General features: G+C 65.4%; 24 protein-coding genes. 14 read left to right on the forward strand and 10 right to left on the reverse strand.

The features are described from left to right. Positions 1-20 precede the first annotated feature (20 nt). Together QTI51_RS05005 and bfr are read right to left on the reverse strand one after the other, a co-directional pair. On the reverse strand, positions 21-665 hold the full coding sequence (locus tag QTI51_RS05005; protein WP_116907930.1) for a PepSY-associated TM helix domain-containing protein: 645 nt from the start codon (positions 663-665) through the stop codon (positions 21-23). Between the two features lie 128 nt (positions 666-793). Continuing rightward, positions 794-1,270, reverse strand: coding sequence for a bacterioferritin (gene bfr / locus QTI51_RS05010; RefSeq protein WP_116907929.1), 477 nt, complete (start codon positions 1,268-1,270; stop codon positions 794-796). Positions 1,271-1,532: 262 nt separating this feature from the next. Here bfr and ahpC point away from each other — a divergent pair, with 262 nt between their 5' ends. From ahpC to QTI51_RS05045, 7 genes are all read left to right on the forward strand, one after another. Then, positions 1,533-2,096: an alkyl hydroperoxide reductase subunit C gene (ahpC, locus tag QTI51_RS05015; RefSeq protein WP_116907928.1), complete on the forward strand. Its 564-nt coding sequence runs from the start codon at positions 1,533-1,535 to the stop codon at positions 2,094-2,096. A gap of 90 nt (positions 2,097-2,186) precedes the next feature. Beyond that, entirely contained in the window at positions 2,187-3,743 is a 1,557-nt protein-coding gene (gene ahpF / locus QTI51_RS05020) for an alkyl hydroperoxide reductase subunit F (RefSeq protein ID WP_116907927.1), read from the forward strand. A gap of 160 nt (positions 3,744-3,903) precedes the next feature. Next, positions 3,904-6,117 (forward strand): TonB-dependent hemoglobin/transferrin/lactoferrin family receptor, encoded by a 2,214-nt coding sequence (locus tag QTI51_RS05025; protein ID WP_116907926.1) that lies wholly within the window; start codon positions 3,904-3,906, stop codon positions 6,115-6,117. Positions 6,118-6,156: 39 nt separating this feature from the next. Further along, a complete protein-coding gene (locus tag QTI51_RS05030) occupies positions 6,157-7,293 on the forward strand; it encodes a hemin-degrading factor (RefSeq protein WP_116907925.1) in 1,137 nt (378 codons plus the stop codon). Next, entirely contained in the window at positions 7,290-8,195 is a 906-nt protein-coding gene (locus QTI51_RS05035; protein ID WP_116907924.1) for a heme/hemin ABC transporter substrate-binding protein, read from the forward strand. Before QTI51_RS05030 ends, QTI51_RS05035 begins: the two co-directional genes overlap by 4 nt. Then, on the forward strand, positions 8,192-9,226 hold the full coding sequence (locus QTI51_RS05040) for a FecCD family ABC transporter permease (protein ID WP_116907923.1): 1,035 nt from the start codon (positions 8,192-8,194) through the stop codon (positions 9,224-9,226). The genes QTI51_RS05035 and QTI51_RS05040 overlap by 4 nt, the downstream gene beginning before the upstream one ends. Beyond that, positions 9,223-10,023: a heme ABC transporter ATP-binding protein gene (locus QTI51_RS05045; RefSeq protein WP_116907922.1), complete on the forward strand. Its 801-nt coding sequence runs from the start codon at positions 9,223-9,225 to the stop codon at positions 10,021-10,023. The genes QTI51_RS05040 and QTI51_RS05045 overlap by 4 nt, the downstream gene beginning before the upstream one ends. A 39-nt stretch (positions 10,024-10,062) precedes the next feature. Here QTI51_RS05045 and ppsR read toward each other — a convergent pair whose 3' ends face one another. Next, on the reverse strand, positions 10,063-10,884 hold the full coding sequence (gene ppsR, locus QTI51_RS05050) for a posphoenolpyruvate synthetase regulatory kinase/phosphorylase PpsR (protein ID WP_116907921.1): 822 nt from the start codon (positions 10,882-10,884) through the stop codon (positions 10,063-10,065). Between the two features lie 193 nt (positions 10,885-11,077). Between ppsR and ppsA the strand changes: the two genes are divergently transcribed. The 7 genes from ppsA (at position 11,078) to dnaB (ending at position 17,244) form a co-directional block, all read left to right on the forward strand. Continuing rightward, on the forward strand, positions 11,078-13,471 hold the full coding sequence (gene ppsA, locus QTI51_RS05055) for a phosphoenolpyruvate synthase (protein ID WP_116907920.1): 2,394 nt from the start codon (positions 11,078-11,080) through the stop codon (positions 13,469-13,471). 133 nt (positions 13,472-13,604) lie between these two features. Beyond that, positions 13,605-14,084 (forward strand): hypothetical protein, encoded by a 480-nt coding sequence (locus QTI51_RS05060; protein ID WP_116907919.1) that lies wholly within the window; start codon positions 13,605-13,607, stop codon positions 14,082-14,084. Positions 14,085-14,200: 116 nt separating this feature from the next. Continuing rightward, positions 14,201-14,575 (forward strand): 30S ribosomal protein S6, encoded by a 375-nt coding sequence (rpsF, locus tag QTI51_RS05065; protein ID WP_093125029.1) that lies wholly within the window; start codon positions 14,201-14,203, stop codon positions 14,573-14,575. Between the two features lie 4 nt (positions 14,576-14,579). Then, entirely contained in the window at positions 14,580-14,894 is a 315-nt protein-coding gene (priB, locus tag QTI51_RS05070) for a primosomal replication protein N (protein ID WP_116907918.1), read from the forward strand. A gap of 18 nt (positions 14,895-14,912) precedes the next feature. Next, the gene (gene rpsR / locus QTI51_RS05075) at positions 14,913-15,194 is read left to right on the forward strand and encodes a 30S ribosomal protein S18 (RefSeq protein WP_007830781.1); all 282 of its coding nucleotides are present in this window, start codon (positions 14,913-14,915) and stop codon (positions 15,192-15,194) included. Positions 15,195-15,206: 12 nt separating this feature from the next. Next, positions 15,207-15,659, forward strand: coding sequence for a 50S ribosomal protein L9 (gene rplI / locus QTI51_RS05080; RefSeq protein ID WP_116907917.1), 453 nt, complete (start codon positions 15,207-15,209; stop codon positions 15,657-15,659). 178 nt (positions 15,660-15,837) lie between these two features. Further along, a complete protein-coding gene (gene dnaB, locus QTI51_RS05085) occupies positions 15,838-17,244 on the forward strand; it encodes a replicative DNA helicase (RefSeq protein ID WP_116907916.1) in 1,407 nt (468 codons plus the stop codon). A gap of 6 nt (positions 17,245-17,250) precedes the next feature. On the opposite strand, the gene QTI51_RS05090 is transcribed toward dnaB, so the two are convergent. The 7 genes from QTI51_RS05090 to QTI51_RS05120 form a co-directional block, all read right to left on the reverse strand. Further along, positions 17,251-18,006, reverse strand: a complete 756-nt coding sequence (locus QTI51_RS05090) for a helix-turn-helix transcriptional regulator (protein WP_116907915.1) — start codon at positions 18,004-18,006, stop codon at positions 17,251-17,253. 58 nt (positions 18,007-18,064) lie between these two features. Further along, positions 18,065-18,514, reverse strand: a complete 450-nt coding sequence (locus QTI51_RS05095) for a GyrI-like domain-containing protein (RefSeq protein ID WP_286512551.1) — start codon at positions 18,512-18,514, stop codon at positions 18,065-18,067. 23 nt (positions 18,515-18,537) lie between these two features. After that, positions 18,538-18,987 (reverse strand): EVE domain-containing protein, encoded by a 450-nt coding sequence (locus tag QTI51_RS05100; protein WP_116907913.1) that lies wholly within the window; start codon positions 18,985-18,987, stop codon positions 18,538-18,540. Positions 18,988-18,993: 6 nt separating this feature from the next. After that, a complete protein-coding gene (locus tag QTI51_RS05105) occupies positions 18,994-19,374 on the reverse strand; it encodes a VOC family protein (RefSeq protein WP_116907912.1) in 381 nt (126 codons plus the stop codon). Between the two features lie 161 nt (positions 19,375-19,535). After that, complete coding sequence (locus tag QTI51_RS05110) at positions 19,536-21,380, reverse strand: PhoH family protein (protein WP_116907911.1); 1,845 nt, start codon at positions 21,378-21,380, stop codon at positions 19,536-19,538. 210 nt (positions 21,381-21,590) lie between these two features. Next, on the reverse strand, positions 21,591-22,067 hold the full coding sequence (locus QTI51_RS05115; protein ID WP_007830801.1) for a peroxiredoxin: 477 nt from the start codon (positions 22,065-22,067) through the stop codon (positions 21,591-21,593). Between the two features lie 151 nt (positions 22,068-22,218). Next, positions 22,219-22,602 carry an Mth938-like domain-containing protein gene (locus tag QTI51_RS05120; protein ID WP_116907910.1) on the reverse strand — a complete coding sequence of 128 codons (384 nt, stop codon included), beginning with the start codon at positions 22,600-22,602 and terminating at the stop codon, positions 22,219-22,221. Between the last annotated feature and the right edge of the window lie 27 nt (positions 22,603-22,629).

Raw genomic sequence — 22,629 nt, forward strand, 5'->3', positions numbered from 1 at the left:
TCTTTTCCTGGATCGGTGAATCAATGAATGAACAGCAGCGCGAGCAGCACCGGAATGACCAGGCCCATGCCCACCATCGGCCAGGTGAACGGACGGTTGCCCGCATGCATCTTGAGAATGAACAGGCCGGTGATCGAGAAGACCAGCGCGGCGCCCGCGAAGATGTCGATGAACCAGCTCCACGCGGCGCCCGTGTTGCGGCCCTTGTGGAGGTCGTTGAGGTAGGAGAGCCAGCCGCGGTCGGTGCGCTCGTATTCGATCTCGCCGTCAGCGAGGTTCAGCCGCAGCCACGCATCGCCGCCGGGGCGTGGGAGCGAGAGATAGATTTCGTCGTCGGACCATTCGGCGTCGCGCCCGGCGGTGCCGATGTCCCAGTGCGCCTGCACCCAGGCCTGCAGTTCGGAGGGCAGGGGGGCCTTGCCCTTCTGCGCCCTGGCGGCGGGCAGCAGCTTTTCGAGCGCTGCACGAAGCGGCTCGTCGACCGTGCCGCTCAGCTTTGTGACGGCGGGCTTGGCCTCGATCTGCCCTGCGTGGTTGAGCGTGAAGCCCGTCACGCTGAACAGGATCATCCCGATCAGGCAGATCGCCGAACTGACCCAATGCCATTCGTGCAGGGTCTTGAGCCAGTAGGCACGGCGGCGGTTGTCGGGGCGGGTGGCAGTCATCGAAGGCGCGGATTTTATCCGGGCGAATGAGAATGACTGTTATTCGTGAGGAGTTAAGTTACGTAAAGCAATAAAAAACGGGACCGAAGTCCCGTTGCATTGGCCGGCGCAAAAGCGCTGCGCAGTACTTATTCGAGTTCGCCCATCTGCGATTGCAGGTAGTTCTGCAGGCCGACGCGGTCGATCAGGTCGATTTGCGTTTCCAGGAAGTCGATGTGCTCTTCGGTGTCGTCCAGGATTTCTTGCAGCAGGTCGCGCGAAACGTAGTCGCGCACCAGTTCGCAATGCTGGATGCCGTCCTTGATGGTGGCTTGCGCGCCGGTTTCGGCGCCGAGGTCGCAGCGCAGCAGTTCGGGCACGTCTTCGCCGATGTTCAGCTTGCCCAGGTCCTGCAGGTTCGGCAGGCCGTCGAGCATGAAGATGCGGTCCATCAGCTTGTCGGCGTGCTTCATTTCGCCGATCGATTCCTCGTATTCCTTCTTCGCCAGCTTGTCCAGGCCCCAGTGCTTGAGCATGCGGTAGTGGAGGAAGTACTGGTTGATTGCGGTCAGCTCGTTCTTGAGCTGCGCCTGCAGATGTTCGATGACCTTGGGGTCGCCCTTCATGATCGTTTTCCTTGTTCTGAAAGAGGGGATTGTCAGAGGAGCGCACGCGCACTTGCAAGCAATCCCATGCTGCGCCGGTCTGCATGCGTTTGATGGTGATACACGTTCGTATTGAAACGTTGCCGAACGCGTTTTGCAGCCATCGGGAACATAGCAACTCCCAATACTTTTAATAGGTACTGGCTATTAAAGATGTTTAATTGGTAGTTATACTCATGGCTCGCACTTAATTCTGTCCACCCGAAGCATCCAAGGAATCACCATGTCCCTGATCAACACCCAAGTCCAGCCCTTCAAGACCCAGGCCTACCTCAACGGCAAGTTCATCGATGTGTCCGACGAGACGCTCAAGGGCAAATGGTCCGTGCTGATCTTCATGCCGGCAGCGTTCACCTTCAACTGCCCGACCGAAGTCGAAGACGCGGCCGACAACTACCCCGAGTTCCAGAAGCTGGGTGCCGAGGTCTACATCGTGACCACGGACACGCACTTCTCGCACAAGGTCTGGCACGACACCTCGCCGGCCGTCGGCAAGGCCAAGTTCCCGCTGGTGGGCGACCCGACCCACACGCTGACCAACGCTTTCGGCGTGCACATTCCTGAAGAAGGCTTGGCACTGCGCGGCACCTTCGTGATCAACCCCGAAGGCATCATCAAGACCGCCGAAGTGCACTCCAACGAAATCGCCCGCGACGTGAAGGAAACGCTGCGCAAGCTGAAGGCAGCCGTGTACACCGCCGCCCACCCGAACGAAGTCTGCCCGGCCAAGTGGAATGACGGCGACAAGACCATCGCTCCGTCGTTCGACCTCGTCGGCAAGATCTAAGCGTCCCCGCGCGAAAGCCCGGGCGCTCACGAGGCCCCGGGCTTTTTCGGCCCCAGTTGATAGTTTCCAGTTATCGAAAGAAAGTTCCTCATGCTCGACGCAAACACCAAAGCCCAATTGAAGAGTTACCTCGAACGCGCCACGCAGCCGATCGAGATCGTCGCCTCGCTCGACGACAGCCAGGCCTCGGGCGAGATGTTGTCGCTGCTGAAGGACGTGGCCGATTCGTCCCCGCTGGTCAAGTTGACCGAAAGCCGCGACGACAGCCACCGCAAGCCCTCGTTCTCGGTCAACCGTCCGAGCGAAAACCACGGTCCGCGTTTTGCCGGCCTGCCGATGGGCCATGAATTCACGTCGCTGATTCTTGCGTTGCTGCAGATCGGCGGCTACCCCCCGAAGGTCGAGCAGGCGGTGCTCGACCAGATCAAGGCGCTCGACGGCGACTTCGAGTTCGAGATCTACGTTTCGCTCACCTGCCACAACTGCCCCGACGTCGTTCAGGCGCTGAATCTGATGGCGATCCAGAACCCGCGCATCCGCACCACGATGATCGAAGGCGGCACCTTCCAGGACGAAGTGAAGGAACGCCAGATCATGGCCGTGCCGACCGTGTTCCTGAACGGCACCGAGTTCGGCCAGGGCCGCATGAGCCTGGAAGAAATCCTCGCGAAGATCGACACCAGCGGCGTCGAGCGCGAAGCCGAGAAGATCGCCGGCAAGGAAGCGTTCGACGTGCTCATCGTCGGCGGTGGCCCCGCAGGCGCGGCAGCCGCGGTGTACGCGGCGCGCAAGGGCATCCGCACCGGCGTGGCTTCCGAGCGCTTTGGCGGCCAGGTGCTGGACACCATGGGCATCGAGAACTTCATCTCCATCAAGGAAACCGAAGGCCCGAAGTTCGCCCATGCGCTCGAAGAACATGTGCGCGACTACGACGTCGACATCATGAACCTGCAGCGCGCCAAGGCGCTGGTTCCGGGCAAGGACCTGGTGGAGGTGCAGCTAGAAAGCGGCGCGTCGCTCAAGAGCAAGACCGTCATCATTTCGACCGGCGCGCGCTGGCGCAACATCAACGTGCCCGGCGAGCACGAGTTCAAGAACAAGGGCGTGGCTTACTGCCCGCATTGCGACGGTCCGCTTTTCAAGGGCAAGCGCGTGGCGGTGGTGGGTGGCGGCAACTCGGGCGTGGAGGCTGCCATCGACCTGGCCGGCATCGTGGGCCATGTGACGCTGATCGAGTTCGACACCCAGCTGCGTGCCGACGCCGTGCTGCAACGCAAGCTCAGGAGCCTGAAGAACGTCGACGTGTTCACCAACGCGCAGACCACCGAGATCACCGGCGACCAGAAGGTCAACGGCCTGGTCTACAAGGACCGCGCGACGGGCGAGTCGAAGAAGGTCGAGCTCGAAGGCGTGTTCATCCAGATCGGCCTCGTGCCCAACACCGACTGGCTCAAGGGCGTGGTCGAGTTGTCGAAGCACGGCGAAATCATCGTGGACGCGCGCGGCCAGACCTCGGTGCCCGGCGTGTTCGCGGCAGGCGATGCGACCACTGTGCCGTTCAAGCAGATCATCATCGCGGCCGGCGACGGTGCGAAGGCGGCGCTGGGTGCGTTCGACCATTTGATTCGCACATCGGCCCCAGCATAAGTAAGCATTTAGTTGTTTAGATGAGAATTATTCTCATACAATGAAAGGCGTTGTCCTACGTTGCTAGGACGCCTCTCATTGCCAGCCAGGTCGCACGGCGCAGTTTCTTGCGCAAGAAGGTCCAGCAAGCAGTTTTTCAACTGTTTCTGGACCTTTTTTCGTGGCCGCAAAAACCCAACTTCGCTCCTCCCACCGCCTCGCTCTCCTGCCTTGCCTGATCGCCTCCGGGCTCGGTCTCGCGGCGCCCGCATGGGCCCAGCGCGTGGCGGCGCTCAATGAAGTGGTGGTGAGCGGCTCGCGCTCGGAGCAGGCGCGCGACGACCTGCCGGTGAGCACCGAGGTCATCGGCCGCGACGACATCGAGTCCAAGCAGATCACCGACATCCGCGATGCCGTGCGCGATCTGCCCAACGTGTCGGTCAAGCGCGCGCCGGCGCGTTTCGGCCTGGCGCAGGGCAGCACGGGCCGCGACGGCAACGCGGGCTTCAACATCCGCGGCCTCGACGGCAACCGCGTGCTGATGCTGACCGACGGCATCCGCACGCCGCGCAGCTATGTGTTCAGCGCCAACGCGTTCGGGCGCGACTACTTCGACATCGGCCTGCTCGAGCGCATCGAGATCATCAAGGGCCCGGCGTCCGCGCTCTACGGCTCCGACGGCCTCGCGGGGCTGGTGAACTTCATCACGCGCGACCCGGCGTCTTACCTGAAGGACGGCAAGACCTTCGGCGGCAGCGCCAACATCGGCTACAGCGGCGACGACAACGGCACGCACGGCGGCGTCACGCTCGCGGGCAAGGCCAACGACACGCTGCAGTGGCTCATCTCGGCCAACATCGGCCGCTCCAGCGCGCTGGAAAACATGGGCACCAACAACGCGGCCAACGTCGACCGCACCACGCCCAACCCGGAGCGCGACCGCAACAAGGCGCTGCTGGCCAAGGTCATCCTCACGCCCAATGCCGACCAGCGCCACGGCTTCACCTTCGAGCACGTCGACAAGACCGCCCGCTACGACCTGCTGTCGGGTGTGTCGAAGCCGCCGTACGCATCGACCTCGGTCATTGGCCTGAACGCCAAGACCGACCTGCAGCGCGACCGCTTCACCTACGACGGTCGCATTCGCGTGAACTCGGTGGTGGCAGACAGCCTGCTGGCCGTGGCGAGCTACCAGAAGGCGAAGTCGCGCGAGTTCATCTACGAAGACCGCTACACCGCCGCCGACCGCACGCGCGACGTGACCTACGACGAGAGCACCTGGCAGCTCGGCCTGCAGGCCGACAAGACGGTGCACATGGGGAGCTGGGCGCAGAAGATCACCTACGGCCTCGACTACACCCGCACCAGCGTCGAGAACCTGCAGGCCGGCCTGGTACCGCCGGCCGGCGAGAGTTATCCGCTCAAGCGCTTCCCCGACACGCGCGAGACCTCGTATGCCTTCTACCTGCAGGACGAGTTCATCCACGACCGCTGGAGCATCACGCCCGGCATTCGCTTCGACCGCTTCTCGCTCGACGCGAAGCAGGCAGGCTTCGGCGCGCAGGCGGTGTCGCTCTCGGGCTCGGCCGTGTCGCCCAAGCTCGGCGTGCTGTTCCGCGCCACGCCGCAATGGAGCCTCTACGGCAACTACGCCTCGGGCTTCAAGGCGCCCAACGCGTTCCAGGTCAACAACTTCTTCGAGAACGTGATCTCGGGCTACAAGACCATTCCCAACCCGAACCTGAAGCCCGAGAAGAGCCAGAACATCGAGATCGGCACGCGCGGGCGCGTCGGCGTGCTGAGCTACGACGTGGCCGCGTTCACGGGCGACTACAAGGACCTGATCGAGAACGACCGCCAGGTCGGCGGCGTGTTCGGCTCGCGCACCAATCCGGCGACCTTCCAGTCGGTGAACATCGGGCGCGCGCGCATCAGCGGCTTCGAGTTCAAGGGCGAGCTGGACTTCACCGACAACGGCAACGGCTTCTCCGTGCCCTTTGCCTACGGACAAACGCGCGGGCGCGACCGCACCAACAACCGCCCGCTCAATTCCATCGACCCGAGCAAAGCGGCCGTCGGCATCAAGTACCAGGCGCCGGTGTGGAGCGTGCGGCTGGACGCGGTGAACCACGCGCGCAAGAAGTGGTCGGACATCGACGCCAGCGAGGTCACGACCGGCACGCAGTTCCGCACGCCCGCGGCCACCACCTTCGACATCAGCGCACAGTGGCGCATCCGCAAGGACCTGCGGCTGAACGCGTCGGTCACCAACCTCACGAACAAGCGCTACTGGATGTGGAGCGACGTGCGCGGCCTGGCCTCGACCTCGACCACGCGCGACGCCTACACGCAGCCGGGCCGCAGCTTCAACGTATCGCTGGTGGCCGACTTCTGATTGCCATCGATCGCATTGCACACGACAAAGGAAAACCCGATGAACGCCGACCGAGATCAAGACCAGCAAGGCCACCAGGACCAGCGAGAGCGCTTTGCCGCCTTGCGCGCCAAGGGCATGCGCCACAAGGACGCCGCCGCGGCCATGGGCCTGTCAGAAGGCGCGGCCGTGGCCGCGCACACCGGCACGCACGACAAGGCGCTGCGCGCCACGCGGCTGCGCGGCCCGTGGGTCGAGCTGCTGCAGGCGCTGGAGCTGTGCGGCCCCGTGCTCGCGCTCACGCGCAACGAGACCACGGTGCACGAGAAGACCGGGGTTTATGAAAAGGTGTCGGGAAGCGAAGCCATGGGGCTCGCGCTGGGCGAGGCCATCGACCTGCGGCTGTTCTTCAGCCGCTGGCATGCGGGCTTCGCGGTGAGCGAGGCGGCGGCCAACCCCGGCGTTGCGCCGTCGCTGAGCCTGCAGTTCTTCAACCCGCAGGGCGTGGCGGTGCACAAGATCTTCGTGCGCGACGCGACCGACCGCGATGCGTTCCAGTCGATGATCGACACCTACACCGCGCCCGATGCACCCAATGCGCCCGTGGTGTTCGTGCCCGCCGAAGACAATGCCGCGCCGCGCGACGACAGCGCCATCGACCGCGCGGCCCTGGCCGAGGCCTGGCGCGGCATGAAGGACACGCACGAGTTCTTCGGCCTGCTCAACAAGTTCGGCGTGGAGCGCCAGCAGAGCTTTCGGCTGACCGAAGGCGAGTTCACGCAGCGCGCCGCGCTCGGTGCCATCGGCGGCCTGCTGAACGAAGCCGCGTTCGACGGCACGCCCATCATGGTGTTCGTCGGCAGCCCGGGCTGCATCCAGATCCACTCCGGCCCGGTGGTCCGCATCGAGCCGATGGAAATGAAGGGCCACGGCGAAGGCGCCGCGCCCATGCGCTGGCTCAACGTGCTCGACCCCGGCTTCAACCTCCACATGCGCGAAGACCGCATCGCCAGCGTATGGATCGTCGAGAAGCCGACCAGCGACGGCATCGTCACCTCGGTCGAGGCCTTCGACCAGGCCGGCGAGCTGATGGCGATGTTCTTCGGCGCGCGCAAGCCGGGCCACCCCGAGCGCGAGGAGTGGCGGCGCATCGTGCGCGTGCTGCCGCGCCTGCAACCCACCGCGCAGAAGCCATGAGCGCCGCGATGGACATCCACACCCGCCTCGCGCAGCGCCGCGACGTGCTGCGCCTGCTGGGCCTTCTGAGCGCTTCGTCGCTCGGTGCCGCCGCGCTGCCGCTGTTCGCGCAGGAGCCGAAGCTGCCGAAGCTGGTGACCGTGAGCGGCGCCATCACCGAGGTCGTGTACCTGCTGGGCGCCGAAGGGCAGCTCGTGGGCACCGACACCACCAGCCTGTACCCGGCCGCCGCGCGCGCCACGCCCAAGGTGGGCTACATGCGCCAGCTGTCGGCCGAGGGCCTGCTGTCGCTGAAGCCCGACGCCATCATCGCCACCAACGAGTCGGGCCCGTCGGTGGTGCTCGACCAGGTGCGCAGCGCGGGCGTGAAGGTCGAGATCATCGAAGCCGACCACAGCTGGGCCGAGGTGCAGCGCAAGGTGCAGGCCGTGGGCCGCGCCGCCGCCCGCGAGGCCCAGGCGCGCGCGCTGCAGGCCCGGCTCGATGCCGAGTGGGGCCAGGTGCAGCAGCGGGTGGCCGCCTTCAAGGGCCGGAAGCCGCGCGTGCTGTTCGTGCTGTCGCACAGCGCCAGTCCGCAGGTGTCGGGCGAGAAGACCGCCGCGCATTCGGTGATCGGCTTTGCCGGCGGCGTGAACGCGCTCGGCGGCTTCCAGGGCTACCGCCCGATGACGGCCGAGGCCATGGCCAGCGCCGCGCCCGACGTCATCCTCACGAGCACGCAGAGCATCGAAGCGCACGGCGGCGTCGACAAGTTCTGGCAGCGGCCCGAACTGGCGCTCACGCCAGCCTTCAAAAAGCGCAGCCTGATCACGCAGGACGCCTTGCTGCTGCTGGGCTTCGGCCCGCGCACGCCGGCATCGATTGCCGACCTGCACGAGAAATTTGTGGCAGCCGTGGCATGAGCCAGCGGTTTTCCGCACGGGCCGTGCTGGGCGGCAGCGCGCTGCTGCTCGCCGCGGCGCTGGTGCTGGGCGCGGTGTCGGGCGCCTACGCCATCAGCCTGCCGCAGCTCTGGAACGTGCTGGCGACGCTGGGGCACGGTGCCGACAAGTCGCCCGAGCACCTGGTGTTCCTCAACATCCGCCTGCCGCGGCTGTTGCTGGGCGTGGCGGCGGGCGCGGGGCTGGGCATGGCGGGCACGCTGATGCAGGGGCTCTTTCGCAACCCGCTGGCCGATCCGGGGCTGGTGGGCATCAGCAGCGGCGCCGCGCTGGCGGCGGGCGTGACGATCATCCTGGGCGCGTCGCTCTGGCCATCGCTGCCGCGCACGCTGGGCAGCTGGACGCTGGTGCTCATGGCTTTCGGCGGCGGGCTCTCGGTGACCTTGCTGATCTACGGCCTGTCGCGCAGCGAGGGCGGCACGCGCATGGCGCTGATGCTGCTGGCGGGCATCGCGGTCAACGCGCTGGCGGGCGCGGGGCTCGGCTTTCTCAGCGTGATGGCGACCGACGAGCAACTGCGCAGCCTGCAGTTCTGGCTGCTGGGAAGCCTGGGCGGCGCGCGCTGGAGCGCCGTGCTGCTGGTGGCCGCGGCGGTGCTGCTGGCCTGCATTGCAGCGCGCTCGCTGGCCGCGCCGCTGAACGCCATCGCGCTGGGCGAGGCGCAGGCGGCATTGCTGGGCGTGGACGTCGAGCGCGTCAAGCGGCGCGCCATCGTCGTCACGGCGGTGGCCGTGGGAGCGGTGACGGCGACGACCGGGATCATCGGCTTCATCGGGCTCATCGCGCCGCACTGGGTGCGCATGGTGGCCGGGCCCGACCATCGCGTGGTGCTGCCGGCCTCGGCCCTGCTGGGCGCGGTGCTGGTGCTGGTGGCCGACACGGTGGCACGCACGGCGATGGCGCCGGCCGAGTTGCCGCTGGGCGTGCTCACCGCGTTCATCGGCGTGCCGGTGTTCCTGTGGATGCTGCGGCGGTTCAAGGGACGCATATGAGCAAGCCGATCGATCCGATGGCGCTCGCCTGCGCCGATGTCGAGGTCCGCATCGGGGACAAGACGCTGCTGGCCAACGCTTCCGTGCAGCTGGCGGCTGGACGGGTAACGGCCATCCTCGGGCCGAACGGCGCGGGCAAGTCGACGCTGCTGTCGGTGCTGGCCGGCCAGCGCGTGCTGACGCAGGGAAGGGTGACGCTCGATGGTCGCCCGCTCGAGGCGCACGGCATGCCGGCGCTGGCGCTGCGCCGCGCGCTGATGCCGCAGGAGAGCGCGGTCGCCTTCGACTTCACGGCACAGGAGATCGTGGCGCTGGGCCGCTATCCGCACCGGCGCGCGCCCGGGCGCGACGAGGATGCGATCGTGGAGGAGGCCATGTCGCTGACCGACGTGTCGGCGCTGGCGCCGCGCATCCTCAATACGCTGTCGGGCGGCGAAAAGGCGCGGGCCCACATGGCGCGCGCGCTGGCCCAGCTGTGGCATCCGCGGCCCGATGGGGCCAGCCGCTGGCTGCTGCTGGACGAACCCACCGCGGCACTCGACCTGGCGCACCAGCACTCGGCGATGCGCCTGCTGCGCGCCTGGGCCGAGCGCGGCGTGGGCGTGGTGGCGGTGCTGCACGACCTGAACCTGGCGCGGCGCTATGCCGACGAGGTGGTGGTGCTGGGTGGCAATGCCGGGCTGGTGCAGGGGCCGGCGGCCGAGGTGCTCGAGCCGGCGCTGATCGAGGCGGTCTGGCGCACGCCGTGCCAGCCGGTGACCAGCGCGGACGGCACCGTGCAATATCTCTTCGGGTGACCCCGTGATCTTGCGGCTGCTATCTAAAAGATAGCGACTTCAGTAGTTCAGCCGCTCGGGCCGCAGCTCCTGCAGGATCGTCGTCGCGATTTCCTCGATCGACTTGGTGGTGGTCGACAGCCAGCGGATACCGGCGCGGCGCATCATCGCCTCGGCCTCGCTCACCTCGTGGCGGCAGTTTTCGAGACTGGCGTAGCGGGAGTTCGGACGGCGCTCGTTGCGGATCTCGCTCAGCCGCTCGGGCTGGATGGTCAGCCCGAAGATCTTCTTGCGGTGCGGCGTGAGGGCCGGCGGCAGCTGGCGGCGATCGAAGTCTTCCGGAATCAGCGGGTAGTTGGCCGCCTTCAGGCCATGCTGCATGGCCAGGTAGAGCGAGGTCGGCGTCTTGCCGCTGCGGCTCACGCCCACCAGGATGACGTCGGCGCCCTCGAGGTCGCGGTTGCTCTGGCCGTCGTCGTGCTGCAGGCTGAAGTCGATGGCGGCGATGCGGTCGTTGTATTCCTTGCTCTTGCTCACGTCGCTGAAGCGGCCGATGCGGTGGTTCGACTTCATGGCCAGCTCGATTTCCAGCGGCCGCACGAAGGTGCCGAACATGTCCAGCAGCATGCCCTTGCAGCCGGTCTCTATCACTTCCAGCACGTCCATGTTGGCCAGGGTGGTGAAGACGATGGGCCGCACGCCCTCGAGCTCGGCCGTGTGGTTGATGTGCCGCACCGCCTGGTGGGCCTTGTCGACCGTGTCGGTGAAGGGCAGGCGCACGTGGCGGGGTTTCATCTCGAACTGGGCGAGAACGGCATTGCCGAAGGTCTCGGCCGTGATGCCGGTGCCGTCGGAAATGAAGAAAACAGTGCGTGTATGCATGGTGTTGCTCTTGCGGCCTTGTCCTGCGGCGCGCGCGACCTTGCCACGCCTACAATCCGGGCCATTATCGGGAATCCGCTTTCCCGACCCCCTCATTTCTTTCCATGCACACCGCGCCCGCACCCAAAGCAACGACAACGATCGTGCCGCGCCGTCTGCATGCGGCACCGGTTTCAACTTCTGGAGCTTCCCCATGTCTGCACTTTTCGACGCGACCGCCCTGGTCGTACCGTTTGAAAACCTGAGAATGACCGACGTCGAGGCGGTTGGCGGCAAGAACGCCAGCCTCGGCGAAATGATCTCGCAGCTGCCGCAAGGCGTGCGGGTGCCGACCGGTTTCGCGACCACGGCGCACGCATTCCGCCAGTTCCTGGCCCATGACGGCCTGGCCGACAAGATCAGCAAGCGCTTGGCCGCTCTGGACACCGAAGACGTGCGCGCGCTGGCCACCGCCGGCGCCGAAATCCGCGCCATGGTCGAGGCCCAGCCCTTTCCGGCCGACCTGCAGAAAGCCATCGGCGAAGCCTTTGCCACGCTGAGCGCCGGCAACCCGGCCGCCTCGTTCGCCGTGCGCTCGTCGGCAACGGCCGAAGACCTGCCCGACGCCTCGTTCGCGGGCCAGCAGGAAACCTTCCTGAACGTGGTCGGCATCGAGGACGTGCTGCACAAGATGAAGGAGGTCTTCGCCTCCCTGTACAACGACCGCGCCATCAGCTACCGCGTGCACAAGGGCTTCGAGCACGACGTGGTCGCGCTGTCGGCCGGCGTGCAGCGCATGGTGCGCTCCGACCTGGGCGCCGCCGGCGTCATGTTCACCATCGACACCGAGTCGGGCTTCGAAGACGTGGTGTTCATCACCTCCAGCTACGGCCTGGGCGAAACGGTGGTGCAGGGTGCCGTGAACCCCGACGAGTTCTATGTGCACAAGCCGACGCTGCGCGCTGGCAAGCGCGCCGTGATCCGTCGCAACCTGGGCTCCAAGCTGATCCAGATGGAGTTCGCCACGCCCGAGGAAAAGAAGGCGAGCGGCAAGCTGGTGAAGACCACCGACGTCAAGGCCGAGCAGCGCAACCGCTATTCGCTGAGCGACGCCGACGTCGAGCAACTGGCCAAGTACGCGCTGGTCATCGAGGAGCACTACGGCCGCCCGATGGACATCGAGTGGGGCAAGGACGGCACCGACGGCCACCTCTACATCCTGCAGGCGCGCCCCGAGACGGTGAAGAGCCAGCAGCAGGGCAAGGCCGAGCAGCGCTACAAGCTGCTGGGCAAGGGCGCCGTGCTGGCCGAAGGCCGCGCCATCGGCCAGAAGATCGGCACCGGCGCCGTGCGCCTGGTGCACAACATCAGCGAAATGGACCAGGTGCAGGCCGGCGACGTGCTCGTCACCGACATGACCGACCCCAACTGGGAACCGGTGATGAAGCGCGCCGCCGCCATCGTCACCAACCGCGGCGGGCGCACCTGCCACGCGGCCATCATCGCGCGCGAACTCGGCATTCCGGCCGTGGTCGGCTGCGGCGACGCCACCGACCTGCTGAAGGACGGCACGCTGGTCACCGTGAGCTGCGCCGAGGGCGACACCGGCTTCATCTACGACGGCCTGCTCGAGACCGAAGTGACGGAAGTGCAGCGCGGCGTGATGCCCGAGATCGACCTGAAGATCATGATGAACGTGGGCAACCCGCAGCTTGCCTTCGACTTCGCGCAACTGCCGAACCACGGCGTGGGCCTGGCCCGGCTGGAGTTCATCATCAACAACAACATCGGCGTGCACCCGAAGGCCATCCTCGACTACCCGAACGTCGACAACGACCTGAAGAAGGCCGTCGAGTCGGTGGCCCGCGGCCACGCCTCGCCGCGTGCTTTCTACGTCGACAAGGTGGCCGAAGGCATCGCGACCATCGCGGCCGCGTTCTGGCCCAAGCCGGTCATCGTGCGGCTGTCGGACTTCAAGTCGAACGAATATCGCAAGCTCATCGGCGGCAGCCGCTACGAGCCGGAAGAAGAGAACCCGATGCTGGGCTTCCGCGGTGCCGCGCGCTACCTGAGCGCCGACTTCGGCGAAGCCTTTGCCATGGAATGCGAGGCGCTCAAGCGCGTGCGCAACGACATGGGCCTCGTCAACGTGCAGATCATGGTGCCCTTCGTGCGCACGCTGGGCCAAGCCGAGCGCGTGACCGGGCTGCTGGGTGAGCACGGCTTGAAGCGCGGCGAGAACGAGCTCAAGCTGATCATGATGTGCGAGGTGCCGAGCAACGCCATCCTGGCCGATGAGTTCCTGCAGTTCTTCGACGGCTTCTCGATCGGCTCGAACGACCTGACCCAGCTGACGCTGGGCCTGGACCGCGACTCGGGCCTCGAGCTGCTGGCGGCCGACTTCGACGAGCGCGACCCGGCCGTGAAGGCCATGCTGAGTCGCGCCATCAAGGCCTGCAAGGCGCAAGGCAAGTACGTCGGCATCTGCGGCCAGGGCCCCAGCGACCACCCGGACTTCGCGCTGTGGCTGGCGGAGCAGGGCATCGAATCGATCTCGCTGAACCCTGACAGCGTGATCGACACCTGGCAGCAACTGGCCAATCGCTGACCTCCGGCGCATTGCGGATTGCGGAAATCCCCATCGGGGGATTCCCGCGTCTTGCGCGTTTTATTGAAACAAAATGCGTAATTGATGCCAGACTGATGAGATTCACGGGCGTATCCCGGAAGGGGAAGACACCATGATTCTTGTCAAGACGGAGACGGGCCAGCGGGCCTTGAAGGACCGATCGGTCCCGCTGTCGCCGCGCCAGCGTTCGGCATTCATTCTTTTCGACGGCAAGCGCTCGGTAGACGACGTGCTGGCCGCAGGCATGGGCATCGCGCGCGAGGATATCGACCAGATGGTCGAGCTCGGGGTGCTGGCGCCTGCGGGCGGTACGCATTCGGCGGTGCCTGTATCTGCGGGCTCCGAGCTGGTCCCGCCTTCGACGGGTGCCGCGGCAAGCATCGGCTCCGGACGCAGCAAGCAGCAGCGCTACAAGGACGCCTATCCCATCGCCACTCAGCTCACCGGCAGCCTCGGACTGATGGGTTTCAGGCTCAACCTGCAGGTGGAGGGCACCGCCAGCTACGAAGACCTGGTCGCGCTGGCGCCCAAGATCCGTGCGGCGGTCGGCCCCGAGAAGGCCGCGGCGCTCGACAAGGCCCTGAACGACTGAGCCGCTTGCCGGCCTGCGAATTACAGGGCTATAATCGCCGGCTTTGCCTTGCCACACTGCGCCAGACGCTGCAGGTGGCTTTTTTCTCTTCTTCGGAAGAATCCACAAGGAGTGCCATGCGTCACTACGAAATCATTTTGCTGATCCACCCGGATCAGAGCGAACAAGTTCCGGCCATGCTGGAGCGCTACAAGGGCCTGATCACGGCCGGCGGCGGCAAGATCCACCGCGTTGAAGACTGGGGCCGCCGTCAGCTGGCTTACCAGATCAACAAGCTCAACAAGGCTCACTACCTGTGCGTCAACATCGAAGCTGAACAAGCCGTGATGGGCGAACTGGAACACGCGTTCAAGTTCAACGACGCCGTGCTGCGCCACCTGACTGTTCAGAAGAAGAAGGCCGACACCGGTCCTTCGTCGATGATGAAGACGGTCGAGCGCGAAGAAGCCCGCAAGGCTCAGCAGGCCGAATACGCCGCCAACAACAACTGATGGTGTGAGTGCCGCCGCTGCGGCAACAGGGGTCAATCAGCTTTTGCTGACCGCCTCGGTTGCCGAACTCGGAACCCTGCGATACACGCCAGCCGGCTTGCCCGCCATCGACCTGAAGCTCGAACACGAGTCGACGCTCCAGGAGGCGGGAAAGCCCAGGCAGGTGAAAGCGGCCCTCAAGGCCGTTGCCTTCGGCGCCATCGCCGAACGGCTCGCAAGGCAGTCGATGGGAAGTCTCTGGCGTTTTCAGGGATTTCTCGCGACACCGGGCAACGGCAAGCATCCGGTCCTGCATGTGCAGGACTTCCAGCAAGATTAATTTTTCGAGAGGTCCATCATGGCCACGTTCAAGAAATTCAACAAAGACAAGCGCCCGAAGCGCAACACCCAGTCGCTGCTGTTCAAGCGCAAGCGCTTCTGCCGCTTCACCGTCGCTGGCGTCGAAGAAATCGACTACAAGGACATCGACACGCTGCGTGACTTCATCAGCGAAAACGGCAAGATCATCCCCGCACGCCTGACCGGCACGCGCGCGATCTACCAACGCCAGCTGAACACCGCCATCAAGCGCGCGCGCTTCCTGGCCATGGTGCCGTACAGCGACCAGCACCGCGTCTAAGGAGCCCTGACCATGCAAATCATTCTTCTGGACAAGGTTGTCAACGTCGGTGCCCTGGGCGATATCGTCAAGGTCAAGGACGGCTACGCACGCAACTTCCTGATCCCCACGGGTCTGGCCCGCCGCGCCACCGCCAGCAACAAGGCCGAATTCGAAGCCAAGCGCGCCGAACTCGAAAAGGCTGCGGCCGCCAAGCTGGCCGAATCGCAAGCACAAGGCGAGAAGCTCGGTGGCACGACCATCAAGCTGACGCAAAAGGCTGGCGTCGACGGTCGTCTGTTCGGTTCGGTCACCAACGGCGACATCGCCGAAGAGCTGAACAAGCAGGGCTACAAGGTCGTCAAGGCGCAAGTGCGCCTGCCCAACGGCCCGATCAAGGTGGTTGGCGACAGCACTGTGAGCGTTGCCCTGCACACCGACGTGGTGGTCGACATCACCGTGACGGTCTACGGCGAAACCGCCTGATCGTTCTCAGCGCATCTTTGCGCTGCAGCAAAAGCCGCCCTCGGGCGGCTTTTCTTTTTTCTTTTTCCGCACCCGAGTTTTCCAGCCGATTGCACTGGAAGATCACCGTTTATTCACAACCTTGTCCACACACGCATTCGCGTGCGCGGCTTAGCATGCAGGGTTGCAAGGGAAGTCCATGGCCGCCGTTTTTTCCTATGCCGACAACAACCCGTCGGCCGATCGCGAAGTTGCCAAGCTGCGCATTCCGCCTCACTCCATCGAGGCCGAATCGAGCGTGCTCGGTGGCCTGCTGCTCGACAACGGCGCTTGGGACCGCATGGGTGACCTGCTGGTCGACGGCGACTTCTACCGCCACGAGCACAAGCTGATCTATGCGGCCATCGGCGGGCTCATCAACGCCAGCAAGCCGGCCGATGTGATCACGGTCTACGAGCAGCTGCAGAATCTTGGCAAGGCCGACGACATCGGCGGGCTGGTGTACCTGAACTCGCTCGCGCAGTACGTGCCCAGCGCGAGCAACATCCGCCGCTACGCCGAGATCGTGCGCGAGCGCTCGATCCTGCGCAAGCTCGTGTCCGCCAGCGACGAGATCGCGACCAACGCCTTCAATCCGCAGGGCAAGGCCGTCGACAAGATCCTGGACGAAGCCGAACAGAAAATCTTCAACATCGGCGAAGAAGGCACGCGGATGAAGCAGGGCTTCCAGAGCATGGACGCCCTGGTGGTCGAGCTGCTCGACCGCGTGACCGAGATGGCCGAGAACCCGAACGACATCACGGGCGTTCGCACCGGCTTCAACGACTTCGACAAGATGACCTCGGGCCTGCAGCCGGGCGACATGATCGTGCTGGCCGCGCGGCCCTCGATGGGGAAGACCTCGCTCGCCATCAACATCGCCGAGCACGTGGCGCTGGAAGAGGGGCTGCCGGTGGCGGTGTTCTCGATGGAAATGGGTGCTGCCCAGCTGGCGGTGCGTATCGTGGGCTCCATCGGCCGCATCGACCAGGGCCACCTGCGCACTGGCAAGCTCAGCGACGAGGAGTGGCCACGCCTGACCGAAGCCATCGAGAAGCTGCGCACCGTGTCGCTGCACATCGACGAAACGCCGGGCCTGTCGACCAGCGAGCTGCGCGCCAATGCGCGCCGCTTGGCGCGCCAGTACGGGCGCCTGGGCCTGATCGTGGTCGACTACTTGCAGCTCATGTCGACCAGCAGTTCGGGCGACGAGAACCGCGCCACGGCCGTGGGCGAAATCTCGCGCGGCCTGAAGATGCTGGCCAAGGAATTGAAGTGCCCGGTGATTGCGCTGTCGCAGCTCAGCCGCGGGGTGGAAAGCCGGACCGACAAGCGCCCCATGATGAGCGACTTGCGCGAGTCGGGCGCCATCGAGCAGGACGCGGACATCATCATGTTCATCTACCGCGACGACTACTACAACAAGGAGTCGAAGGAGCCGGGCGTTGCCGAGGTGATCATCAGCAAGCACCGTAACGGCCCCACCGGCACCATCAAGCTGGCGTTCCTGAAACCGATCACCAAGTTCGAGAACCTGGTCGGCTACAGCCACAACGACGAGTACTGAGCGGGCTCAGCCGCCGCTGGTTGCCGTGTCGGACCACGGCGGCGGGTCTTGCGGCTTCTGCGGCACGATCTTTCCCTGCACCGTCTCGGCCTTCAGCTGCCGCAGCATGTCGGCCAGCGTCTTGCCCGGTTCGTCGCGAAAGCGCTCCGGCAGCACCTCGATCGCGGCCATGCGGTCCACGCGAAAGCCGCGAAAGTCGTTGCGCAGCTCGCACCAGGTCGACAACGTCCAGACCTTGCCCCAATAGAAGCAGCCCAGCGGCCGCACGGTGCGCTCGCTGGCATCGCCCGACACGTCGTGGTACTGCAGCCGCAGCTTGTGGTGCGACTGCACCGTTTCGCGCAGCGTCTGCAGCCGCGCGCGCAGGGCGTCGTCCAGGCCCATGGCCGGTGCGTAGAGGGCGAGCGCCTCGGCGGAAACCCGCGCCGCCGGCGGCAGCACCGACAGGATCTTGCCCAGCCCGCTTTCGATGTCGCGTGCCAGCGCAGGGTCGACCCAACTCTGCGCCAGCCGCGCCGCGGCCACCAGCGCCGAAGCCTCGTCCTGCGTGAACATCAGCGGCGGCAGTTCGAAGCCCGCGCCCAGCCGGTAGCCGACGCCGGCCTCGCCCTCGATGGGCACGCCCTGGTGCTGCAAGTCGGCCACGTCGCGGTACACCGTGCGCTCGGACACCTCCAGGCGCTGTGCTAGAAAGGCGGCCGTGGTCAGGCGGCGGCCGCGAATGAGCTGCACGAGCTGGAAGAGGCGGTCGGCGCGGCGCATCAAAGTGGCAAGGAGAGTTTTGTGGCGATGTCTTCGGAGATCGAGCGCTTCGGGTTGCTCACGAAACGCCGATGTGGATCGATACCTTGTCCGGCCCTTCGTAGGCCTCGAAGTCGCTGCGGTAGGTGCGCACGACTTCCGGGTGCGCCTCGAAATACTGCCAGATGCGCTGCCACGTGGCGATCACCATGTGCGGCATCTCGCCCTGGCCGTTGAACACGAGGTAGTCGCCGGCCTCGATGGCCACGCTGTTCGTGCCGCCCGAGACCGCCACGCCCGCCATCACGTCGAAGGCCCCATGCGCGTCCGATTCGTAGGCCGAATAGACGCTGAAGATGCGCGTGTCGGCGGTGCGGTGCGGCGTCGCTGCATAGGTTTCCTCGCCAAAGAAGCGTTGCCACAGCGCGCCGATGCGCGCCGTGTCCGGGTTGCCTTCCTCGCGGTTGGTGGTGCGCACCGAAATGCCGGCGACGCTGAAGGCGTCCTGGTGGTGACGGGTAGGTTCCATGTTTTCTCTTTCTCGAAGTGCGATCAAAGTGCGAGCATTTTCAGGTCGGCCTTCATGGCCTCGGCAATCAGTTTCATGTCGGCGTCTGAAATATCGAACATGCCGAAGCGAAACTTGTAGCCCCACAGCTTGGGGTTCTCGATGAACGCGAGCCGCTCGATCAGCGGCGCGATCGGCGCCTCGTGCGAGTGTGCATAAGCGACGTCACGGCGCCAGGGAACGAAGCCGTTGCCCATGTCGAACTCGTAGGGCGCGCCGGGCTGCACGATGCCGATCGACACGAAGCTCTGCAGCTTGTCGGTGCCGCTGAACACCGTGGCCGGCGAGTAGTAGGCCACGCGGTCGCCCGCGGCAAGCCGCTTGAGCGGCGCGTGCTTGCCGTGGCCGACCTGCATGAAGCCGAGCGGGCGGTGGTCGCGCCCACGCCTGGCGTGCTCGGCGCTGGCCACGGCGATCCAGTTGCGTTGGGCCATGACGTGTCAGCTCAGTGCGTGCAGGCCGACTTCGTTGCCTTCGGTGTCGCGCATGTGGGCGATGAAGCCCATGCCCGGCGGCAATGCCGACTTGGGCGCGACGATGTGGCCGCCGGCCGCCTCGACGCGCGCGAGCACGCCGTCGATGCTGTTCGGCGCGCAGTCCAGGTAGATGCGAATGCTGCTGCCGGCACGCGCGGTGGCGCTGGCGCCTGCCTGCAGGGCGCCGCCGGTGGCGGGGCGCTCATAGGGAAACACGGCCAGCGCGTCACCGCCCATGCTTTCGCGACGCAGCTTGCGGTCCAGCACGGTTTCATAGAAGGCCTGGGCGCGGTCGAGGTCGGCAACCGGAATCTCGAACCAGCTGATGGCGCTTTGTTGTTGCATGAAGGGCTCTCTTTCGTGTCTGTTGAAGGAGCCCTGATGGTGCGGCCCGGCTACTGACAACGTCTTGTCAGTAGCCTGTCATGGCGGGCGAAAAAAAGCCCGCGATGCTCCGTGGAGCATGCGGGCTTTGTCGGTTCGAGCCCTCGGGTTCGATGCGCGGCTTAGAGCACGTCGCTTGCGAAATCGGCCAGGCGCGAGCGTTCGCCGCGTGCCAGCGTGATGTGTCCGCCGTGCGGCCAGCCCTTGAACTTGTCGACCGCGAAGGTCAGGCCCGAGGAGCCTTCCGTGAGGTACGGCGTGTCGATCTGCGCCAGGTTGCCCATGCAGATGATCTTGGTGCCCGGGCCCGCGCGTGTGATCAGCGTCTTCATCTGCTTGGGCGTCAGGTTCTGCGCCTCGTCGATGATCACGTACTTGTTCAGGAAGGTGCGCCCGCGCATGAAGTTCATGCTCTTGACCTTGATGCGGCTGCGGATCAACTCGTTGGTGGCCGCGCGGCCCCACTCGCCGGCGCCGCCGCCATCGCCCTTGGCCAGGAACTCGAGGTTGTCGTCGAGCGCGCCCATCCAGGGGCCCATCTTTTCTTCTTCGGTGCCGGGCAGGAAGCCGATGTCTTCACCGACGCTCACGGTCGCGCGGGTCATGATGATCTCGGTGTAGCGGCGGTCGTCGAGCACCTGCGTGAGGCCCGAGGCCAGCGCCATCAGCGTCTTGCCGGTGCCGGCGGTGCCGGTCAGCGTGACGAAGTCGATCTCAGGGTCCATCAGCAGGTTCATCGCGAAGTTCTGCTCGCGGTTGCGCGTGTTCACGCCCCACACCGCGTTCTTGCCCGAGCTGTAGTCCTTGAGCGTCTTGAGCACCGCGGTCTTGTCGCGGATTTCGGTGACGCGCGCGTACATGCTCGGCTCGCCGGGCGCCTCGAAGAACACGAACTGGTTGATGTAGAGGTTGGGCACCAGCGGACCGCTGATCCGGTAGAAGGTGGTGCTGCCGCTTTGCCAGCTCTCGACGGTTTTGCTCTGGCGGGTCCAGAAGTCGGGCGGCAGGGCGAGCGAGCCGGCGTAGAGCAGGTCGCCGTCTTCCAGCGTCTTGTCGTTCTGGTAGTCGTCGGCGGCCAGCCCCAGCGCGCGCGCCTTGACGCGCATGTTGATGTCCTTGGACACCAGCACCACTTCCTGCTTGGGCTTGCCCGGTTTGTCGGTGGCGTACTCGTCGCGCAGGGCCTGCACCACGCCGAGGATCTGGTTGTCGGCCTTGCCCTGGGGCAGGCTGACCGGCAGCGAGTAGTCGAGCGGGGCGGTCTGGAAGAACAGCCGGCCGCCGGCTTCGCGGTGGCCGGTGGTGTCGAGCTTCAGGCCCTTGTCGATGTCGGCGTCTTGCGCGCCGGCCAGTGCGTCGAGCGTGCGGCTGGTCTGGCGGCCGTTGCGCGCGACTTCGGTGGTGCCCTTCTTGTGGCCGTCGAGCTCTTCCAGCACGATCATCGGCAGGAAGATGTCGTGCTCCTCGAAGCGGAACAGGCACATCGGGTCGTGCAGCAGCACGTTGGTGTCGAGCACGAACAGCTTGGCCGGGCCGGCGGACTTGCTGCGCTTGGCGCGTGCCGGGGGCTGTGGCGCGGCGACCGGTGCGGGGGAGGGCGTGGGGACGCGCGTCTCGACCTGCACGGCGGCGGGTTGCTGCGGTGCACTCACGAGTGCGCTGACAGGTGCGCTGATAGGTGCACTGACGGGCGCATTCACGGGTGCGCGGGCGGGTGCGGTCGCCGGGGCAGACGCCGGCGCTACCTTGGCCTTGGCGCGGCGTGCCGGACGCGCGACAGCGTCGCCGCCGCCTTCCGTGCCGAGGTTGTCGAACAGTTCCAGTGGCTGCGGTCCGCTTTTCGCGGAGGCGTCATCGCGCGAATCGCCGGCACGGCGCGAACCTCTGTGCGAGGGCCGCGCGGGCGCGTCGAGAGCGTCCGGCGAGAGCAATGCAGCGCGTTTCGAGGGGGCGGGAGGCAATGGCATGGGTCAGGTCGCTCGCAGAAGGTGGGAACCAGAAAACGAAAAAGCCGCCTGTTGACCAAGGCGGCTTTGTTCGGGGGATGCGGTCGTGGAGCTCAACGGCATGAGGCCATTATGCACACCCCGGATGACGCGCCGGAGGCTCTTTACGCGCCGCGTAGGGCAATCCCCACGTCGCGGCGCAAAAGAACAGCCCGGCGCCCGGTGCAAATCTCAGGCGGCCTTCTTGAGGGCCTTGACGGCCTTGAGCACGTCGTCGACATGGCCGGGGACCTTGAGTCCGCGCCATTCGGCCTTCAGGATGCCGTCGGCGCCGATCAGGAAGGTGCTGCGCTCGATGCCCTTGACCTTCTTGCCGTACATGATCTTGTTCTTGACCACGCCGAACATGTGGCACATCTTTTCTTCGGTGTCGGCGATGAGCTCGAAGGGGAGTTCGAGCTTGGCCTTGAATTCGTCGTGCGACTTCATGTTGTCGCGCGACACGCCGAAGACCGTGGCGCCTGCCTTTTCGAAGTCCTTGTAGCGGTCGCGGAATTGCATCGCTTCGGTCGTGCAACCCGGAGTGTTATCTTTCGGGTAAAAGTACATGACCAGCACGTGGCCGAGATGCGAGGTATTCGAGACCTTGAGGCCGCCCGTGGCGTTGGCGTCGAATTCAGGAATGGGTTTGTTGACAACGATCGCCATGAAACTTGTTTTCTCCGTTAGATTCCGTTCTCCGAGCCCTCTCGCCACGTTTTCAGACGGGGCTTGCTCGAAGAATGAAGGATTGGTCGTTGCTAACTTTGGGGTAGCGGGCCTGTTCGCAACCTAGTATTTTACCCCGAAAACTCGGCGCTCAGCCGCCCGACGCACTCTCGACCAGCAGAGCGGCGATCACGTGCCTGCCTTCGCCGGCCAATATGTTGTACGTTCTGCAGGCTGCGGCGGTGTCCATGGTCTCCACGCCAGTGCGTTGCGCCATCAACGGACGCAGCCACGCGGGCTGGGGAAAACGAATGCGGTTGCCGCTGCCGAAGATGATCAATTCGGCGCCGAGCGATGCCAGTTGCTCGAAATGCGCGGCGCCGATGTCGTCGAAGCTCTTGCAGGGCCATTCGAAGCGCTCGCCGCGCGAGCCGACCACGACGCTGCCCTCGACTTTTTCGTTGTTGATCGCCACCCAGCCGGGGCCGTGTGCGGTGAGGGATTGGGCGTCGGATTTGTCGGGCTGGAGCTTCATCTGGGCACTGGGAACTGTGGTCAAATT

The sequence above is a fragment of the Variovorax sp. J22G73 genome (assembly GCF_030317035.1).
Lineage (GTDB): Bacteria > Pseudomonadota > Gammaproteobacteria > Burkholderiales > Burkholderiaceae_C > Variovorax.

Coding starts and splice junctions, on each gene's coding strand:
- QTI51_RS05005 (WP_116907930.1), bottom strand. CDS start 665: ATGACTGCCACCCGCCCCGACAACCGCCGCCGTGCCTACTGGCTCAAG.
- bfr (WP_116907929.1), bottom strand. CDS start 1,270: ATGAAGGGCGACCCCAAGGTCATCGAACATCTGCAGGCGCAGCTCAAG.
- ahpC (WP_116907928.1), top strand. CDS start 1,533: ATGTCCCTGATCAACACCCAAGTCCAGCCCTTCAAGACCCAGGCCTAC.
- ahpF (WP_116907927.1), top strand. CDS start 2,187: ATGCTCGACGCAAACACCAAAGCCCAATTGAAGAGTTACCTCGAACGC.
- QTI51_RS05030 (WP_116907925.1), top strand. CDS start 6,157: ATGAACGCCGACCGAGATCAAGACCAGCAAGGCCACCAGGACCAGCGA.
- QTI51_RS05035 (WP_116907924.1), top strand. CDS start 7,290: ATGAGCGCCGCGATGGACATCCACACCCGCCTCGCGCAGCGCCGCGAC.
- QTI51_RS05040 (WP_116907923.1), top strand. CDS start 8,192: ATGAGCCAGCGGTTTTCCGCACGGGCCGTGCTGGGCGGCAGCGCGCTG.
- QTI51_RS05045 (WP_116907922.1), top strand. CDS start 9,223: ATGAGCAAGCCGATCGATCCGATGGCGCTCGCCTGCGCCGATGTCGAG.
- ppsR (WP_116907921.1), bottom strand. CDS start 10,884: ATGCATACACGCACTGTTTTCTTCATTTCCGACGGCACCGGCATCACG.
- ppsA (WP_116907920.1), top strand. CDS start 11,078: ATGTCTGCACTTTTCGACGCGACCGCCCTGGTCGTACCGTTTGAAAAC.
- QTI51_RS05060 (WP_116907919.1), top strand. CDS start 13,605: ATGATTCTTGTCAAGACGGAGACGGGCCAGCGGGCCTTGAAGGACCGA.
- rpsF (WP_093125029.1), top strand. CDS start 14,201: ATGCGTCACTACGAAATCATTTTGCTGATCCACCCGGATCAGAGCGAA.
- rpsR (WP_007830781.1), top strand. CDS start 14,913: ATGGCCACGTTCAAGAAATTCAACAAAGACAAGCGCCCGAAGCGCAAC.
- rplI (WP_116907917.1), top strand. CDS start 15,207: ATGCAAATCATTCTTCTGGACAAGGTTGTCAACGTCGGTGCCCTGGGC.
- dnaB (WP_116907916.1), top strand. CDS start 15,838: ATGGCCGCCGTTTTTTCCTATGCCGACAACAACCCGTCGGCCGATCGC.
- QTI51_RS05090 (WP_116907915.1), bottom strand. CDS start 18,006: ATGCGCCGCGCCGACCGCCTCTTCCAGCTCGTGCAGCTCATTCGCGGC.
- QTI51_RS05095 (WP_286512551.1), bottom strand. CDS start 18,514: ATGGAACCTACCCGTCACCACCAGGACGCCTTCAGCGTCGCCGGCATT.
- QTI51_RS05100 (WP_116907913.1), bottom strand. CDS start 18,987: ATGGCCCAACGCAACTGGATCGCCGTGGCCAGCGCCGAGCACGCCAGG.
- QTI51_RS05105 (WP_116907912.1), bottom strand. CDS start 19,374: ATGCAACAACAAAGCGCCATCAGCTGGTTCGAGATTCCGGTTGCCGAC.
- QTI51_RS05110 (WP_116907911.1), bottom strand. CDS start 21,380: ATGCCATTGCCTCCCGCCCCCTCGAAACGCGCTGCATTGCTCTCGCCG.
- QTI51_RS05115 (WP_007830801.1), bottom strand. CDS start 22,067: ATGGCGATCGTTGTCAACAAACCCATTCCTGAATTCGACGCCAACGCC.
- QTI51_RS05120 (WP_116907910.1), bottom strand. CDS start 22,602: ATGAAGCTCCAGCCCGACAAATCCGACGCCCAATCCCTCACCGCACAC.